Source organism: Streptomyces sp. x-80, assembly GCF_046549095.1.
GTDB lineage: Bacteria > Actinomycetota > Actinomycetes > Streptomycetales > Streptomycetaceae > Streptomyces > Streptomyces celluloflavus.
The window spans coordinates 1-15,525 of sequence record NZ_JAJPWM010000044.1 but is presented as its reverse complement, the minus strand read 5'-3'; the positions used below and the strand labels follow the sequence as shown (position 1 = coordinate 15,525).

General features: G+C 70.5%; 13 protein-coding genes, 1 tRNA gene and 4 pseudogenes. 9 read left to right on the top strand and 9 right to left on the bottom strand.

The features are described from left to right. The first annotated feature begins 143 nt into the window (after positions 1-143). The 5 genes and pseudogenes from ACLJWH_RS40850 (at position 144) to ACLJWH_RS40830 (ending at position 4,720) form a co-directional block, all read left to right on the top strand. Complete coding sequence (locus ACLJWH_RS40850; RefSeq protein WP_411146890.1) at positions 144-392, top strand: hypothetical protein; 249 nt, start codon at positions 144-146, stop codon at positions 390-392. A gap of 294 nt (positions 393-686) precedes the next feature. Continuing rightward, positions 687-803 (top strand): annotated as a pseudogene (locus tag ACLJWH_RS40845) (MarR family transcriptional regulator); the annotation flags it as partial. Positions 804-976: 173 nt separating this feature from the next. Further along, positions 977-2,533 carry an FAD-dependent oxidoreductase gene (locus tag ACLJWH_RS40840; protein ID WP_411146889.1) on the top strand — a complete coding sequence of 519 codons (1,557 nt, stop codon included), beginning with the start codon at positions 977-979 and terminating at the stop codon, positions 2,531-2,533. A 486-nt stretch (positions 2,534-3,019) separates the two neighbouring features. Continuing rightward, positions 3,020-3,763, top strand: coding sequence for a class I SAM-dependent methyltransferase (locus ACLJWH_RS40835; RefSeq protein ID WP_411146888.1), 744 nt, complete (start codon positions 3,020-3,022; stop codon positions 3,761-3,763). Positions 3,764-3,817: 54 nt separating this feature from the next. Continuing rightward, positions 3,818-4,720, top strand: a complete 903-nt coding sequence (locus tag ACLJWH_RS40830; protein ID WP_411146887.1) for an aminoglycoside phosphotransferase family protein — start codon at positions 3,818-3,820, stop codon at positions 4,718-4,720. Positions 4,721-4,849: 129 nt separating this feature from the next. Here ACLJWH_RS40830 and ACLJWH_RS40825 read toward each other — a convergent pair. The 7 genes and pseudogenes from ACLJWH_RS40825 to ACLJWH_RS40795 all read right to left on the bottom strand — a co-directional run. Next, a pseudogene (locus ACLJWH_RS40825) lies at positions 4,850-5,323 on the bottom strand (Tn3 family transposase); the annotation flags it as partial. Positions 5,324-6,254: 931 nt separating this feature from the next. Further along, positions 6,255-6,578: a helix-turn-helix domain-containing protein gene (locus tag ACLJWH_RS40820; RefSeq protein WP_411146886.1), complete on the bottom strand. Its 324-nt coding sequence runs from the start codon at positions 6,576-6,578 to the stop codon at positions 6,255-6,257. Then, positions 6,575-7,693, bottom strand: coding sequence for a tyrosine-type recombinase/integrase (locus ACLJWH_RS40815; protein ID WP_411146885.1), 1,119 nt, complete (start codon positions 7,691-7,693; stop codon positions 6,575-6,577). Before ACLJWH_RS40815 ends, ACLJWH_RS40820 begins: the two co-directional genes overlap by 4 nt. 445 nt (positions 7,694-8,138) lie before the next feature. After that, positions 8,139-8,212, bottom strand: a tRNA-Met gene (locus ACLJWH_RS40810). A gap of 66 nt (positions 8,213-8,278) precedes the next feature. Continuing rightward, a pseudogene (locus ACLJWH_RS40805) lies at positions 8,279-8,590 on the bottom strand (transcriptional regulator); the annotation flags it as partial. Between the two features lie 45 nt (positions 8,591-8,635). After that, positions 8,636-9,022 (bottom strand): hypothetical protein, encoded by a 387-nt coding sequence (locus ACLJWH_RS40800; protein ID WP_411146884.1) that lies wholly within the window; start codon positions 9,020-9,022, stop codon positions 8,636-8,638. A gap of 207 nt (positions 9,023-9,229) precedes the next feature. Continuing rightward, positions 9,230-10,303, bottom strand: coding sequence for an alkene reductase (locus tag ACLJWH_RS40795; RefSeq protein WP_411146883.1), 1,074 nt, complete (start codon positions 10,301-10,303; stop codon positions 9,230-9,232). 123 nt (positions 10,304-10,426) lie between these two features. Between ACLJWH_RS40795 and ACLJWH_RS40790 the strand changes: the two are divergent. Next, a pseudogene (locus ACLJWH_RS40790) lies at positions 10,427-10,513 on the top strand (XRE family transcriptional regulator); the annotation flags it as partial. 25 nt (positions 10,514-10,538) lie between these two features. Here the strand turns inward: ACLJWH_RS40790 and ACLJWH_RS40785 are convergent. Together ACLJWH_RS40785 and ACLJWH_RS40780 are read right to left on the bottom strand one after the other, a co-directional pair. Further along, a complete protein-coding gene (locus ACLJWH_RS40785) occupies positions 10,539-11,645 on the bottom strand; it encodes an NAD(P)/FAD-dependent oxidoreductase (protein ID WP_411146882.1) in 1,107 nt (368 codons plus the stop codon). A gap of 346 nt (positions 11,646-11,991) precedes the next feature. Further along, positions 11,992-12,576 (bottom strand): helix-turn-helix domain-containing protein, encoded by a 585-nt coding sequence (locus tag ACLJWH_RS40780; RefSeq protein WP_411146881.1) that lies wholly within the window; start codon positions 12,574-12,576, stop codon positions 11,992-11,994. A gap of 144 nt (positions 12,577-12,720) precedes the next feature. Here ACLJWH_RS40780 and ACLJWH_RS40775 point away from each other — a divergent pair, with 144 nt between their 5' ends. From ACLJWH_RS40775 to ACLJWH_RS40765, 3 genes are all read left to right on the top strand, one after another. Then, entirely contained in the window at positions 12,721-14,184 is a 1,464-nt protein-coding gene (locus tag ACLJWH_RS40775; RefSeq protein ID WP_411146880.1) for an MFS transporter, read from the top strand. 25 nt (positions 14,185-14,209) lie between these two features. Beyond that, positions 14,210-14,842 carry a methyltransferase domain-containing protein gene (locus ACLJWH_RS40770; RefSeq protein ID WP_411146879.1) on the top strand — a complete coding sequence of 211 codons (633 nt, stop codon included), beginning with the start codon at positions 14,210-14,212 and terminating at the stop codon, positions 14,840-14,842. A 189-nt stretch (positions 14,843-15,031) separates the two neighbouring features. Beyond that, positions 15,032-15,238, top strand: coding sequence for a hypothetical protein (locus tag ACLJWH_RS40765; protein ID WP_411146878.1), 207 nt, complete (start codon positions 15,032-15,034; stop codon positions 15,236-15,238). The last annotated feature ends 287 nt before the right edge of the window (positions 15,239-15,525 follow it).

The following is a 15,525-nucleotide window of genomic DNA, read 5'->3' as shown; positions in this document are numbered from 1 at the left end:
TCAGCCGCTCGGCGATCCCCGCCGCCCTTGCCCGGTGGTAGCCGCCCGGCCGCTTCAGCTGCCCGCGCAGCACCTCAGCCATCTCCCTCAGCCGCGCCCGCTCCTCGGTATCCGCGCCGCCCGTACCCGCGGAACCGGAGTTCGTGGCCTCGGAGTTCTCCGCGGTGCCGGTGGACGTGCCCGCAGGCGGGCTCGGCGGCGGGCCGGGCGGGCGGGCGAGCGGCGGACGACAGCACGGCGGCGGGACGCGGGCGGGCCCCAGGGCGTACGCAACCTCGGACGACGGCGACCGCGCGGCGGAGACCCAGCAGGCGCGGCAGCACGACGCGGGGCGCGGCGGCACGGCACGGCACGGGCGGCGGGCCGAGCGGCCCGGCGACCAGACGAAGTGAACGGACGAAGGCGGGCACGACGGCGGGCAGCCCGGCCGCGGGCACGAAGGCGAGCGCGAACCGGACGGCGGGACGCAGCAGCCGAAGGTCGCGGGCGGGGACGGAGGCCGGCAGCAGAATGGGGTGGGCGGCGGGACAGCAGCGCGGACGCGGCCCGAGCGGACGGCGGACGCGGCCAGAGCGCGGCGACGGGGGCGCCCCCTGCGGAACGCACATCCACGGCAACGCACCAGCTCACCCAACCCGATCCCCGGCGGACGGCTTGATCGTTCTCAGCGCGAACTGTGCCGGCCCCCCATCACCGCCCGCATCTGGGGCGGGATACCCGCCGAGGACCTGGCCGCCGCCGGCTGCGTCCTTGCCCTGGTCATTGAGCGCGCCAGCGCGGAGCTTGCAGCGCTGACCGCCTGACCGCCCGGCCACCTGGTCGAGCCGATCGAGGACCGGCCGGGTCACCGGCGGGGGCGGGTGAGGTAGCTGAGGAGGAGCGCGGATGGCCCGCTTCCCGTTCCTTCTTGCGGGGCTGGCTCCTTGACACCGCGGCGCTTTTTTGGCCTTTTTGGCCCTCGGTGATAGTGGGCGCCATGGACTATGACGTAGTGGTGGCCGGAGGCGGCCCGGTCGGACTGATGCTGGCCTGCGAGCTCCGGCTCGGAGGCGCGCGGGTGGCCGTCTTGGAGCGCCTCACCGAAGTGAACCCGACGATCAAGGGCGGGGCTATCACCACGCCCAGCGCCGAGGTGCTCTACCGCCGGGGCATGCTGCCCGCGCTGGCCGAGATGCAGCGGCAGGCGATGGACCGCTTCCAGGCATTCATACGCGAGCGGAACGGCGGGGACGGAGGCGGGGCCGCGGGCCAAGGGCTGGGGGTCGTCGGGCACTTCGCCGGAATCATGCTGCGCGCCGACCTGGTCGACCGTACGGAGCCGGGCCTCGGCGACGCCGGACCCGCCGCCGAGATCGCTTTCGTGACGCAGCAGGAAATCGAGCGGCTGCTCGGCGGGCGGGCGGACGAGCTCGGCGTCGACGTGCGCCGGGGAGTGGAGCTGACCGGCTTCGACGCGGACGACGGGGCCGTCACCGTGCGGACCAGCCACGGGGCGATACGCGCTGGCTGGCTCGTGGGCTGCGACGGCGGCCGCAGCGCGGTCCGCAAGCTCGCGGGGTTCGAATTTCCCGGTACGGACCCGGAGATCACCTGTCACCAGGCGGTCGTGGAGATGACCGGCGCCGAGGACCTGAGGGTCGGCTGGACCGCCACGGACACCGGGGTGTACGCCTACGGGCCGATGCCGGGCCGCGTCGTCACCGTGGAGTTCGACGGCCCGCCGGCCGACCGGGACGCGCCGGTCACCCCCGAGGACCTCCAAGCGCGGCTGCGCCGCGTATCCGGCGTGGACGTCACGATCACCGAGGTGCGGACCGCGACCCGCTTCACCGACCACGCCCGCCAGGTCACCGAGTACCGCAAGGGCCGGGTGCTGCTGGCGGGCGACGCGGCGCACGTGCACTCCGCGTTCGGCAGCCAGGGGTTGAGCCTGGGTATCGGGGACGCGATGAACCTCGGCTGGAAGCTCGCCGCGGTGATCGGCGGCCGGGCGCCGGAAGGGCTGCTGGACACGTACACCTCCGAGCGGCACCCGGTCGGTGCGTGGGTCCTGGACTGGACCCGGTCCCGGGTCGCGGCCATGCGCCCGGACCCGCAGTCCCGGGCCCTGCGCGAGATCGTCAGCGACCTGGCGGAGACGGTAACAGGCACCACGTACCTCACCGCGCGGCTCAACAGCGCCGCGGTGCGGTACGAGCTGCCGGGCGAGCACCCGCTGACCGGCCGCAGCACCCCGGACCTCGAACTCACCGACGGCAGCCGCCTCGCGGACCACCTCCACGGCGGCCGGGCGCTCCTGCTCGACCTCACCGACGACCCGGAGTTCCGGGCCCTCGCTGCGGGGTATGCCAGCCGCGTCGACACCCTGACGGCCGGCTGCCCGTCCCGCCCGGAACTGGCGGCGGTCCTCGTCCGTCCGGACGGCTTCACGGCATGGGCAGCCGACGCCGGGGCGCCGACGTCGACGGCCGGGCTGGCGGAGGCGCTGGAGGAGTGGTTCGGAGTGCCAGAGGGTGCGGTGACGCCGGGCTGATCCGCCGCTCTGCTGACTGACTCGAACCACGATCCGATCCCACCCACGGCCACCGCACCCACCCCGTGTGGCGGCCGCCCGCGCCCCAGTCCCGGCCCAGCAGCAGCCCGGAGCTCTCACCGGCCGCCTACCGCACCCGCCGCCACGCATAGCCACCACGCCCTCCGCCGGTGTTACAGCTCCCGGCACCCTACGAGCCGGTGACCAGTGCAAACGTCACCGCCGGAGCTTCCTGGGTGTTAGTTCACTAAACAGGGTGGAAGGACTTGGCCATGACGACCAGGTCCAGCGGCGGGAGGCCGAGAGTCCGCAGCACTGTGGAATTGCCCTGGAGCCAGCAGATGTTGTGCACGCCGGGTGCCATCGTTTCTTGAAGACCGCGTTACTCCGTGACGGGGGTGACGGGGTGATCTCTCGCAGCGAAGGTTGAGTGGCTGTTGGGACGTGGGGGGCCTGTCCGGCGGATCATGTGACTACTAGGCTGCGATGATGCAGTCCGCAGACCGGGACCCGGCGAACGACTACGACAGCTTCGCCGCAATGTACTCAGCGGAGAACGAGAACAGCCTCGTAAACGCGTACTACGAGCGGCCCGCGATGTTGGCCCTGGCCGGAGACGTGACTGGCCGTCGGATCCTGGACGCCGGCTGCGGCTCAGGTGCTTTGTCCTCTGCACTGCGCGACCGCGGTGCCGTCGTCACCGGCATCGACGCCAGTGCCGGGATGCTGGAGCTGGCGAGGCGACGGCTCGGCGAGGATGCAGCCCTCCACGTGGTCGACCTGCGCGACCCTCTGCCGTTCGGCGACGGGACGTTCGACGACGTGGCCGCGTCGCTAGTGCTGCACTACCTGGAAGACTGGGGGCCGACGCTGGCCGAGTTGCGGCGGGTACTCCGGCCCGGCGGCCGGCTGATCGCGTCGGTGAGCCACCCTTTCACGGCCTACGCGCACCGGGATCCCCGACCCGACTACCACGCCACCACCCGCTATACCTTCGACTGGACTCTCAACGGGCGTTCCGTCCCAATGGAGTTGTGGCGCAGGCCGTTGCACGCGATGACCGATGCCTTCGCCATCGCCGGCTTCCGTCTTTGCGTCATCAGTGAGCCGCAGCCCGAACCGGCCGCCCGCGAACTGTTCCCGGACGGCTTCCAGGACCTGTCGACCAACCCCAACTTCCTGTTCTTCGTCGTCGAGGTACCGCCGTCGGCCACCGGCTCAGGCAGCTAGCCAGTCGCGGATCACGAGCGAAGCCAGAAACTTGCCCCAGTAGTGTGGCTTCGCATGACCGACTCCGAGATCGAGATCACCGCAGACCTGGTCCATGACCTGTTGCAGGAACAGCATCCGGACCTCGCAGGACTGGCCATCCGCGAAGTAGCAGGTGGATGGGGCAACCAAATGTGGCGCCTCGGGGACGAGTTGGCCGTGCGCATGCAGCGCATGGACCCCACCCCGGAACTCCAGCTCAAGGAGCGGCGGTGGCTGCCCGTGCTCGCCCCGCGCCTGCCGCTCCCGGTGCCGACCCCGGTGCGGTTCGGCGAACCGTCCGAGCGCTTCCCCAAGCACTGGACCATCATGACGTGGGTTCCCGGCGAGCCGCTGGACCACGACTCGATCAGCCGCGGCGCCCACGCGGCCGACACACTGGCGGACTTCCTCACGGCGCTCCACGTGGAGGCACCCGCCGACGCGCCGACCAGCTCGGACTTCGGCGCCCACCCCAAGAAGTGCACGGACGGCTTCGACCACTTCTTCCACGCCGTCGTCCCCGACGACCTCGCCGACGATGTCCGGGCCGTCTGGGACGACGCCGTCGCGGCGCCCGAGTGGGAGGGCCCGCCGCTCTGGGTGCACGGCGACCTTCATCCCGCGAACGTCGTCGTCTCGGACGGGACCCTCTCGGGCATCGTCGACTTCGGTGCCCTGTTCGCCGGCGATCCGGCATGGGACCTCGCGGCCGCATGGGTCGTCCTTCCCGCCGACGCCGCCTCGCCCTTCTTTGACGCATACGCGCAGGCAGACGAGGCGACGATCCGGCGCGCCCGCGGGCTGGCCGCTCTGAAGAGCCTGTTCCTCATGCTCATGGGCCAGAACGGCGACCGGGGCCTTCCAGGCGGCAAGCCGGCCTGGGGACCCGCAGGCCGGGCAGCACTCGATCGTGTTCTCAGAGGCGGTTTCATGTAGGCACGGAGCGACCGAGCCTCATCTGATACCGGCTGCCGGAACTGCCGCGATCTCTGTGTCCTGTCCCCGCCGGTCGGCGGCGGGCTTCCCGGGCACACAACGACCCGCCCCGGACGGCGGATGCGGCGCTCACCCCTCCTGGCCGTCGTCGTCATCGTCGAGGTCGACGGCGTCCGGGTCGCGCAGAGGCCGCAGCCCCTTCACCGGCTGGGAGGCGGTGAAGCTGTAGCGGCCCAGAACGTTGAGGTTCTTGTGCTTGAGCGGGGACAGCCGGGTCACGTCCTCGCCCTTGATCTCGTGGCCTTCGGCGCGGAGCTGGGCGACAGCGGCGTCGATATAGCGAATCGTCCACAGGACCACGGCGTTCAGCACGAGACCGAGCGCACCGAGTTGGTCCTCCATCCCGTCTCTGTATGCCTGGTGGATGGTGCCCTTCTTGCCGTGGCAGATGTCGCGGGCGAGCTTGTGGCGAGATTCCTGGACGGTGAGCTGCTTATGCATCTGGCGGCGGTAGGTGTCGTCCATGGGGTCCACGACGGCGAGCAGGTGCAGGGTCTTGGCGATCCGCCCGTAAGCAGGGTCTGGTGGGGCAGTTCGCCGAGTCGTTGGGTGTGTCCGGCGATGGTGATCCGGCGGTTGGGAAGGTCGAGGTCGTCCAGGGTGAGGTGGCGGATGACTGTGGCGCGGGCGGCGTGGACGGCGGCCAGGGCGACGATCAGTCGTTGCGCCGGGGTGACGGCGATCTGCTGGACGGCGAGCACCTCGGCGTCGGTCATCGGCAGGAGGTTGCGCGGGATGTCTTCGGTCTTGAGCCGGGTGGTGGGGTTGGCGAAGATCAGGCCGCGCTTCTTGGCGAAGCGGAACAGTGAGCGAAGTGAGGCGATGGCGTTGCGACGCTGCCATCCGCGCAGGGGTGACAGCGCGGCCGTGACGTCGGCGACGGTGATCTCGCGCAGGTGCCCACGGGTCGTCGCCCAGTTCTCCAGCAGGGGGCGAACGCAGCCGAAGTAGACGTAGAGGCAGGTGCGGGACCGTGGCTTGGCGCGGCTGTCGCCGTTGAGGAGGACCAGCAGCCAGGCGCGGACGTCGCTGGCGAAGCCGGCGGGCAGTTCGGCGGTGCGGTCGTCGATCCAGGAGCGGATCGCCAAGGCGCTGTCATCTTCCAGGAGTTCCAGGTCTGTGAGGACCTCGGCGACCCGATGGCTGGAAGCGTGTCGCGGTATTCGCGCACGGACTTCGGTGAGCTTCACGGGCTTGCCAGGCGGGCGGCCCTCCAGCACCGCCGTCAGGCCGTCCATCGCGCACCGCACGAGTGGCGGCGACCATCCGTTGGTCTCGCCGAGCTGCTTGGCGAGGGTCGCGGCCGACCGCAGCGCGGGGTTGTCCGAGGTCAAGGCGGGATGCTGCCAGCGCGGCGGGGGTGGGACGCCCGCCTTGCGCCGGTAGTAGGAGTCCAGGACCCGGCACTTGTTGTCACAGTACGCCCGGTCTCGCCGAGACCCTTCGGGCAGCGGCTTGCCACAGTGCACGCAGGTCATCGCGGTGGCAGAGACCTGCCGGTGCGAGGACGCGGGGCGACGGCGCGCGGCTGGCCCACCGCAGTGGCCTGTGAGTCGGTCGCCGGCATCGGCTCCGGCACCCGCTCCGGCTCGGCCAGCAGCAGTTCCTCGACGCCGCATCCGAGCACGGCGCAGATGACGTCCAGCTCGTCGAGCTTGACGGTGTTCGGCTGGCCGGACCACAGGCCCGACATCTTCCCCGCGCTGATCACCACGCCGCGTGCAGCGAGCATCCGCTGGAGTTCGCTGGCCTTCCAGATGCCGCGGTTGGCGGCCGCCAGGCGAAGGTTCCACTTCACTGGGCCAGTCCTTTCCATCGGTCAGTGGCGCACTGCTGTCCGGCGACCCAGGCGTCTTCGACATGGGTGCCGTGGACGTGGATATACCGGGCCGTGGTGCCGGTCCAGGTATGTCCGAGTAGCTCCTGGATCGCGAACAAGGTCATGCCGGTGAGATAGAGCTGGGAGGCGCAGAAGTGGCGCAGCACGTGCAGGGTGAGCTTCCCGGCCCAGGTGGGCAGGTGCTGGGCGGCGGCATCGGCCAGCGACCGGCGGAAGACGTCGGCGGTCGCCCGCGAGCAGGAGCCGTCCCGGTTCCTGCGCTCGGAGGGGAACAGCGGGGCACCCGGCCTGGTGTGGTCGGCGTCGAAGTGGCCCCACACGTCCTCGATGAACCACCGCAGGTTGCGGTCGGCGCCGTTGATCAGCGGCACCAGCCGCGGCTTCGGCCCACGCCTCCGGGATCCCTTGCCGTCCCGGACGTTGAGCTTGCCGAACCGGCCCAGCTCCCACCGGACGTCGTCCAGGTCGAGCATCCGTGCCTCGTTGACCCGCAGCCCCACGTCCGCCGCCAGCCGGGCCACCGCGTAGTTGCGGGCGGCGGGACCGAACTTGCGGCAGGTCACCAGCTCCTCGCGCCATCCGGCGAACAGCGCCTCGATCTCCGCTTCGCTGGGCGGGATCCGCAGCTGCGGTTCCACCGAGGCCCGCGGCCGGTTCATCTCATCCAGCGGGCACTTGACCACACGGCCGGTGAGGTTGTGCAGCTCGACCTTGTGCCGCAGCTCCAGGAACTGGAAGAACACCGCCAGCGCGCCCGCCCGGCCGGTGCGGGTCGACGGCTTCGCGTCGCGAAGCACCTTGCCGAAGTAGACGTCGGCGTCGGACGGCTCCATCTCCCACAGCGGACGGCCGAACCAGTCCCGGATCAGCTCCAGGTGGTTGGTGTCGTTGCGGATCGTGCTGTCGACCAGACCGGCCGAGGCCCGTGCGAGGTTTTCCAAGCAGTGGTGCGTGGGGCCGAGGTGTCCGGCTGGCAGTCCAGGGTGGGTGGCCGCGATGCGGACGGGGAGGTTGTTGAGTGCGATGTCGAGCTTGGCGGCTTCGACTACGCGGCTGCTGGCGTAGATGGCCATGGTGTTGGCGAACGGGATGCGGCCGTGCTGTCCGGTAGCTCGCTGTGCTTCCAGGCGAGGTGGGGCCACAGGCTGCGGCAGCTGTTGCCGTTGATGTACAGCACGTAGTGCGAATGCACGGGGGGCGGCGGGATGCGGCGGGCCGGGCTCGATGGCTTATGGGTGTGGAGCAGTTGATTGTCGAGTGGGGGGACGTGGCTGAAGGGCGTCAGGCGTTGCTGGTGTGGCTGGGGCGTCACCGTATGGGGATACCCGCTCCGTCCCGTCCGGTGGGCCAGTGCCGCCTGATGCTGGTATCGGGGCACAACCGGATCGTGTCCCGGACTGGTTTGGTGGGCCAGCGCTCGTGCCTGACCTGGCAGTTGGGTATGGCAGCCACCGACATGCAGGCCTCATATGGGTGGAGGGTCCGGAACCGTACGGTTCCGGACCCTCCACCCTGCAGTAGCGGGGACAGGATTTGAACCTGCGACCTCTGGGTTATGAGCCCAGCGAGCTACCGAGCTGCTCCACCCCGCGTCGGTACACACCACCCTACTCCACGGCGGCAGGCGCTGGAGACCATCGTCTGCCGGGCATCGGCTTCTACGCGGCGAAGCCGATGTTGGTGACGTACTCGTACTGGCCCCACTGGGAGCCGAGGACGGGAAGGACACCGGCGGTCCAGGCGTCGTCCAGGCCTTGGTGGTCGCCGGCCGCCCAGGACCCGACGATCTTGTCCCAGCGGCGCACATTCATCGACCGGTGTTCCACCACCCGCTGGAGCGGGCGCGCCACGCCGGACTGGTTGAGGGGGTGGATCTCCACGCGGGTGCCGCGGCCCTCGCGGTTGAGGCGGGCGGTGAGGTGGCGGGCGACGTTGCGGCGCCGCACCGCCCTGTATGCGGCGTCCCTTTCCCAATGTGCTATCCGGAAGAGCTCCTCGGCGCGGTGCCGACGCGGTCATCGAGGAGCCGGGTAGTCAGGATGGGGGAAAGGATGTCGATCGCGCCACGTGATCATGGGATCGCGGAACATTGACATGAGGCCACGCAGCGCGCAGGCGCCTTCGCGGTCCCCTGCGGCGACGCCGCGGGATATCTCTTCGCGCTCGCTGCCGCTCAGATGCCGCTCCGATCGCTGCTGAGGGGTAAGGCGGACGCCGCCGCTCTGTTGCAGGAACCGACGGGCGCTCTGCATCGGTGCCCCGAGCGCCCGCCCGATCAAGCTGAACGATTGCCCCTCGCGCCAGCGCCTCCAGATCTCATCCTGCTGAGCCGGCGAAAACCCGTAGTCACGCACCTGTACCTCCACGATCACATGATCATCCGTGGGTGGTGCGTTGATCACTTGAGGGTGCCACCGTTTGACGACAGGGCGGCGGTCCCCGGCTTGCCGGTGCTGATGAAGATCACTGAGATGGTCGTGCACACAACCAAGGTGCCGACGGCCCACCAGATGGCGGTCGAGGGGCCCTCGCCCCTGCCTGGGTCCTGGTGCGGCTTCAGCGTGGCCGAGGTGTTGCGTGGGCCTTCTTTTGCTTGCGCGGTATCGCTATCAGTCGGCGAGCGTGGTGTAGTCGGTGTAGCCGCGGGTGTCGCCGCCGTAGAACGTGGTGGGATCGGGTTCGGTGACGGGGGCGTGGTTCTGCCAGCGCCGGACGAGGTCAGGGTTGGCGATGAAGGCCCTGCCGACGGAGACGAGGTCTGCCCGGCCGCTGTCGATGTGCCGGCGGGCGGCGGTGGCGTCGGTCATCGGGTACCAGCCATCGTTGACGATGAGCGTGCCGTCGAAGCGGGTCCGGAGGTCGGTGAGCAGGGGTGTGGCGGGGTCACCGATGGTGTGCAGATAGGCGAGCCCCAGCGGGGCGATCGCGTCGATGAGAGTGCGGTAGGTCGCGGCGGTTTCGGCCTGGTCGTCCTCGATCGCTCCGTGCAGGTTGATGCCCGGCGAGATGCGCAGGCCCACGCGTTCGCTGCCGACCGCCTCGGCCACGGCCGTCGCCAGGTCGATCGCGAAGCGTGCCCGGCCTGTCGTGGATCCGCCGTAGGTGTCGGTGCGGTGGTTGGTGGACGGTGCGAGGAACTGATGGATCAGGTAGCCGTTGGCACCGTGCAGTTCGATGCCGTCGAGGCCGGCTTCGACGGCGGCGCGTGCGCTGTCCACGTACTCCTCGATGACGGAGGGGATCTCCGCCGTGGTCAGGGCCCGCGGTACCGGGTGTGGCCTGGGCCCGCTCGGGGTGAACATCTCGCCGGGCGCGGCGAGGGCGCTGGGGGCTACGGTTTCATGGCCGTTCTTGTTGTCCGGGTGCGCGATCCGTCCCGCGTGCATGATCTGGGCGACGATGTGGCCGCCTTCCTCGTGCACGCCATCGGCGACGGCGCGCCATCCGCCGATCTGACGGCGTGTGTGGAGGCCAGGGGTGTTGGAGTAGCCCTGTCCGGTTGCGCTGGGCTGGACGCCTTCGGTGATGATCAGGCCGGCAGTGGCCCGCTGCCGGTAGTAGGCGGCGGTGGCCTCGCCGGGCACGCCGGAGGCGTCGGCGCGGCTGCGGGTCATGGGGGCCATGGCGATCCGGTTGGGCAGTGTCCACTTGCCGACGGTTACGGGGCTGAACAGGTCGGGCATTTGGGGTTTCTCCTTGGGGTGGTTGTGTCTGTCGGCGGTGGCCGGTCGGTCGGGTCGGGTGGTCACGTGGCGAGGCGGCGGATGGCGATGACCGTGTCGGTGACGGTGGTGGTCTGTCCGGCGGGGCCGGCCGATGCCCGGCCGGTCGAATTGCTGGTGCTGTTCGGCAGACAGGGCGAGCGCGCCCATCTGCGGGCCCGAACCACCTGACGGCCGGTGGGCGGGCATGGGTGCCTCAGCCCTGCTGTGACGGCCCGAGAGACAACAGGCCGTCCAGGCCGTGGCGGCGTTTGCCCATGACCTGCTCGCACAGGGCCGCCTCCGCCTCGGGTGCGAAGACGCCCGCGACGTCACGGGTCCGGCGGCGGGCGAGTGCGGCGTCGGTGTCGGCGGCCACCAGGTCGGCGTTGATGGCCGCGGCTGCTCGTACGCCGGCGGCGGCGGCGGCCGGGACTCCGTCCAGGACGTCGGCCACGTTCCCCGCGACCCACACTCCGCCAGCCGCAGTCAGTCCGGTACCATCCGCGCCCACCTGATCGCCGATGGCCCACGGATGCTCCACGGCCGTCAGACCGAGCTCGGCGAGGACGTCGTCCCGGGCCTCGAACCGGGGAGCCACGACCAGCGCGGCGAGCGGAACCCGATCTCCCGATGCCAGTCGGACACCGGTCAGGCGGTCGTCCTCGATTACCAGGTCCGTGACGTCCCCCTCCACCACCGCGACCCCTCGGGCCGCCAGCCTCTCCCCGTCCTCGACGCCGAATTCACCGATGCTGTGCCGGAACAGGGTGACCTGGTCGGACAGCTGGCGAAACAGCAGCGCCTGATGGACGGCCGCCGGGCCGGTGGCGAGCACCCCGACCGGCTGATCCCGTACCTCCCAGCCGTGGCAGTACGGGCAGTGCAGCACGTCCCGCCCCCACCGCTCGCGCAGCCCGGCGATGTCGGGCAGCCGGTCGACGAGCCCGGTGCACATCAGCAGCCGCCGTGCCCGGAACCGGTGTCCGCCAGCCGTGTCCACCACGAATCCGTCGCCGTCCCGGCCTGTCGTGACCACCCGGTCGGAGATCATCCGGCCGCCGTACGAAATGACCTCCTCCCGCCCCACGCGCAGCAGTTCGCTCGGGTTGATGCCGTCCCTCGACAGCAGGCCGTGCACACCGGACGCCGGGGCGTTGCGGGGTTCACCGGAGTCGATCACCACCACCGAACGCCGGGACCGGGCGAGCGTCACCGCGCCCGACAGACCGGCGACTCCACCGCCCACCACCACGACATCGACATCGGCGTCGCCGACGACCTCGGTATCGACACCACCTGGGCTGTTCGCGATCTCAGTCATACCAACAGCCTCACCCGGCACCTGTCCGGTGCCCAGAAACCATGCTGTTTCGGCAAGATTCCGGATCGCTTCCGGCCCGGGCAGCAGCGCAGGCCGTCGATCACCAGGTGCAGCAGAGGAGTTGCCTGGTCGGTGGAAGGAAGTCACCCTGTTCCTGCACGAGGGCGCGGGGCTGGCCCGGGAGCAGTGGGAACAGCTGCCTGCTCTGGGCGCGGGTGTGGTCGAGGGCCGGGTCGGCGCTCGGAGGCCGAGATGTCGCGGCGGGTGCTGAGCCCGCGCGTGCATGGCCTGGAGGGTCTCGTGGACGGTCACTGAGAGGTGCTGGCGTCTTCGCCGGGGGCGTGATTCAGGTGGTGCGGGCCTTGAGGTGGGCCCGCTCTCCCTGGGTGCCGAACAGGATCAGCAGTTCTACGGTGCGGTCGTCGTCGGGGCCGAGCCAGTGCGGCACGTGGGTGTTGAACTCGGCGGCCTCACCGGGCTTGAGGATCACCCTCTCCTCACCGAGGAGCAGGCGCAGCCGGCCGGCCAGGACGTAGACCCATTCGAAGCCCTCGTGGGTACTCAGCTGCGGCTCGGTGCCGGGCCGGGGCGGAATGAGTAGCTTGTGAGCCTGGACACCGCCGGGCCGGCTCAGCGGCACGAAGGTCATGCCGTCGCGGACGACCGGTTTGAGGTGGATGCGCGGGTCCCCGGTGCGCGGTGCGCCGACGAGCTCGTCCAGGGGTACGGCGTAGACCTCGGCGAGCGGCAGCAGCATCTCCAGAGTCGGTTTGCGGCTCCCGCCTTCAAGGCGGGAGAGGGTGCTCTCGTTGATCCCAGTCTGCTCGGCCAGAGCGGCCAGCGTCAGACCGTGCCTGCGGCGCAGGTCCCGCAGCCGCGGCCCGACCGCGGTCAGACCGTCCTTCTTCCCGATGTGCCGTGCGGCGCTCATACCCACCAGCATGCTGAAACAGCATGAGGCTTTGCAACTCCAGCAGTGGCCATCGCAGTGTCGTACCAGCGGCCCGCCCGATTGCCCGGTGGCCCGCGAATGACCTGCCCTTTTCCCTTGATCTGCTGAGGACTGGCCCCTGCGATGACGACGGAAACCGACGCGGTGGACCGCCGCGAGGACGCTTTGGACCCACGGCGCTGGTGGGCGCTGACGGTGATCTCGGTGGCGACGCTGATGGTGGTGCTGGACGCCTCCGTCATCAACATCGCTCTCCCGCACGCCCAGGCCGACCTGGACATCAGCGACGCGAACCGGCAGTGGGCGGTGACCGCCTACGCCCTCACCTTCGGCGGTCTGCTGCTGCTCGGGGGGCGCGTCGTCGACTTCGTCGGCCGCAAGCGCGTCTTCCTGATCGGCCTAATCGGCTTCGCCGCCGCCTCCATGCTCGCGGGCATCGCCCCGAACGGGATGACCCTGTTCGCCGGACGCGCCCTGCAAGGCGTGTTCGCCGCACTGCTGGCCCCGGCCGCACTGTCCCTGATCGCGGTCACCTTCACCGACCTACGCGAGCGGGCCAAGGCGTTCGGCGTCTACGGCGCCCTGCAAGGTGCGGGCGGCGCGGTCGGACTGATCGCAGGCGGCCTGCTGACCGAGTACACCAGCTGGCGCTGGTGCTTGTTCGTCAACACCCCCATCGCCCTCGCCATGGCCCTGGCCGCACTCCCGGTACTCAAGGAGAGCCGCGCCGAGGGCACCCGCCGCTACGACATCCCTGGCGCCCTGCTGGTCACCACCGGCCTGGTCGCCGTCGTCTGGGGCTTCACCCACGCCGCGGAAGCGGGCTGGAACACCCCGGCGACCTGGCTCCTGCTCGCCGCCGGCCTGGCGCTACTGGCCTCGTTCGTCCTGGTCGAGCAGCGCACCGCCCACCCGCTGCTGCCCCTGCGCGTCATCTGGGATCGGGACCGCGGCGGCGCGTTCCTCGCCTCCCTGCTGATCGGGGCGGGCATGTTCGGCCTGTTGCTGTTCCTGACCTACTACCTCCAAGTCAACCTCGGCTACCAGCCGCTGCGTGCGGGACTGGCGTTCCTGCCCTTCAGCGCCGGCATCATCGCCGCGGCCACCTTCGGCGCCCCGCTGGTGACCCGGCTCGGCCCGAAGACGCTGATGACGGCGGGCACGGCCGTCACGCTGGCCGGCACCCTGGTGCTGACGCTGCTGAAGCCCACCGAGGGCTACCTGGCCGTCGTGCTGCCCGCCATGATCCTGACCGGTCTGGGTCTGGGCGCGTTCTTCGTCGCCCTGCCCAACACCGCCCTTGCCGGCATCTCCCCGTCCGACACCGGTGTCGCCAGCGCGATGATCAGCACCACGCAGCAGGTCGGCGGCGCAGTCGGCCCCGCCCTCCTCAACACCCTGTACGTCTCCGCCCTCGCCGGGTTTCTCGCCGACCGCACCGGCGCCGTGTCGCAGGCGGTCCGGCTGGAGGGATACGTGCACGGTTACCGGGTCGCCTTCCTCGCCAGCGCCGCCCTGTTCGCCCTCGCCCTCGCGGCCACCGGCCTGATCATCACCAGCCGCCGCACCAGCGCCGCCACCTCCTGACCACCCGCACCGAAAGGCCCCGCACATGAACAGCGCAAACGACTCCGCCGCGTTCTGGGAGAAGCACTACGCCGGCATGGACGCGCAGTGGGGCACCAAGCCCAACGCCGTCCTCACCGCCCTGCTCGCCGCCCTGAACCCCACCCCGGGCACAGCCCTGGACCTGGGCTGCGGCCACGGCGGCGACGCACTCTGGCTCGCCGCCCAGGGCTGGGACGTCACACCCGTCGACGTCTCTCAGACCGCCCTCGACCGCGTCGCGGCAGGCGCCGCGGCCACGGGCCTCACCGACCGGGTCCACCCCCAGCAGCACGACCTCTCCGAAACCTTCCCCGACGGCGCCTGGGACCTGGTCACCGCCACCTACTTCCACACCCCCGTCACCATCGCCCGCGAGAGCGTCCTGCGGCGAGCCGCCCAGGCCGTAGCACCCGGCGGGCGGCTGATCGTGATCGAACACGCCTCCACCGCCCCCTGGTCCTGGCAGGCCGGCCAGGACATCCACTACCCCACCCCCGACGACGTCATCGCCTCGCTCCAGCTCGACGACACCTGGGCCGTCGAACGAGGCGACGCACCCCAGCGCACCGCCACCGGACCCGAAGGACAGACCGCGACCGTAACCGACAACGTCATCGCCGTCCGACGCACCGGCTGACACCGCCAGAACAGAGCCACAGCCGCCCCCTGGCTCCACACCACCCCGACGTCCGCCGGAGCACACCATGAAACCGGCGCCGCTTCAGCTCGCCCCGTCGTCATCCTCGTCCAGCTCCGGCCCGTCCGGGTCACGCAACGGACGCAGGGCGCCGGCGGCCGGAACCGGCGGCCGTGGCCGATGTTGCCCATGCTGGAAGAGGAGGCGATCGGCATGGGGAAGAACAGCGGCAAGAGCAGCGGCACCGGCGGACGCCGGACGTCCATGACCCCGCAGGCGGCCTCCCGGGTTCAGTCCGCAGGCGCGAAGAACCCCGGCGGGCGGACCGCGCAGACCGGGTTCCCGGGCCGCGCGCAGTCCGCCGCGGCGAAGGGCTCGCGCGCCGCCAAGAAATGAACCGCGACGCTGTATCCCTCACGTTCCTGGTGCGTGCGCTGGACGACCCGTCGCCGTTAGGGTCATAGGCGTTCGAAGCAGTGCGCATTCCGGCTTTCGAGCGTCTAGGAATCCGCGAACCTGCGCGCCTTCATGTGCGGACGCATGATGCCGCATTACGTGTTTTTAGGGGCGAAGTTCCGGGTTTTCCTTGTACTTCGGCCCCCACCACCCGCCAATGAGTACCAGACGCCACTAGCGTCGACCTTCCCGTCCGGAAGGCCGTGTCCCCTCCCGTGCCGACGAAG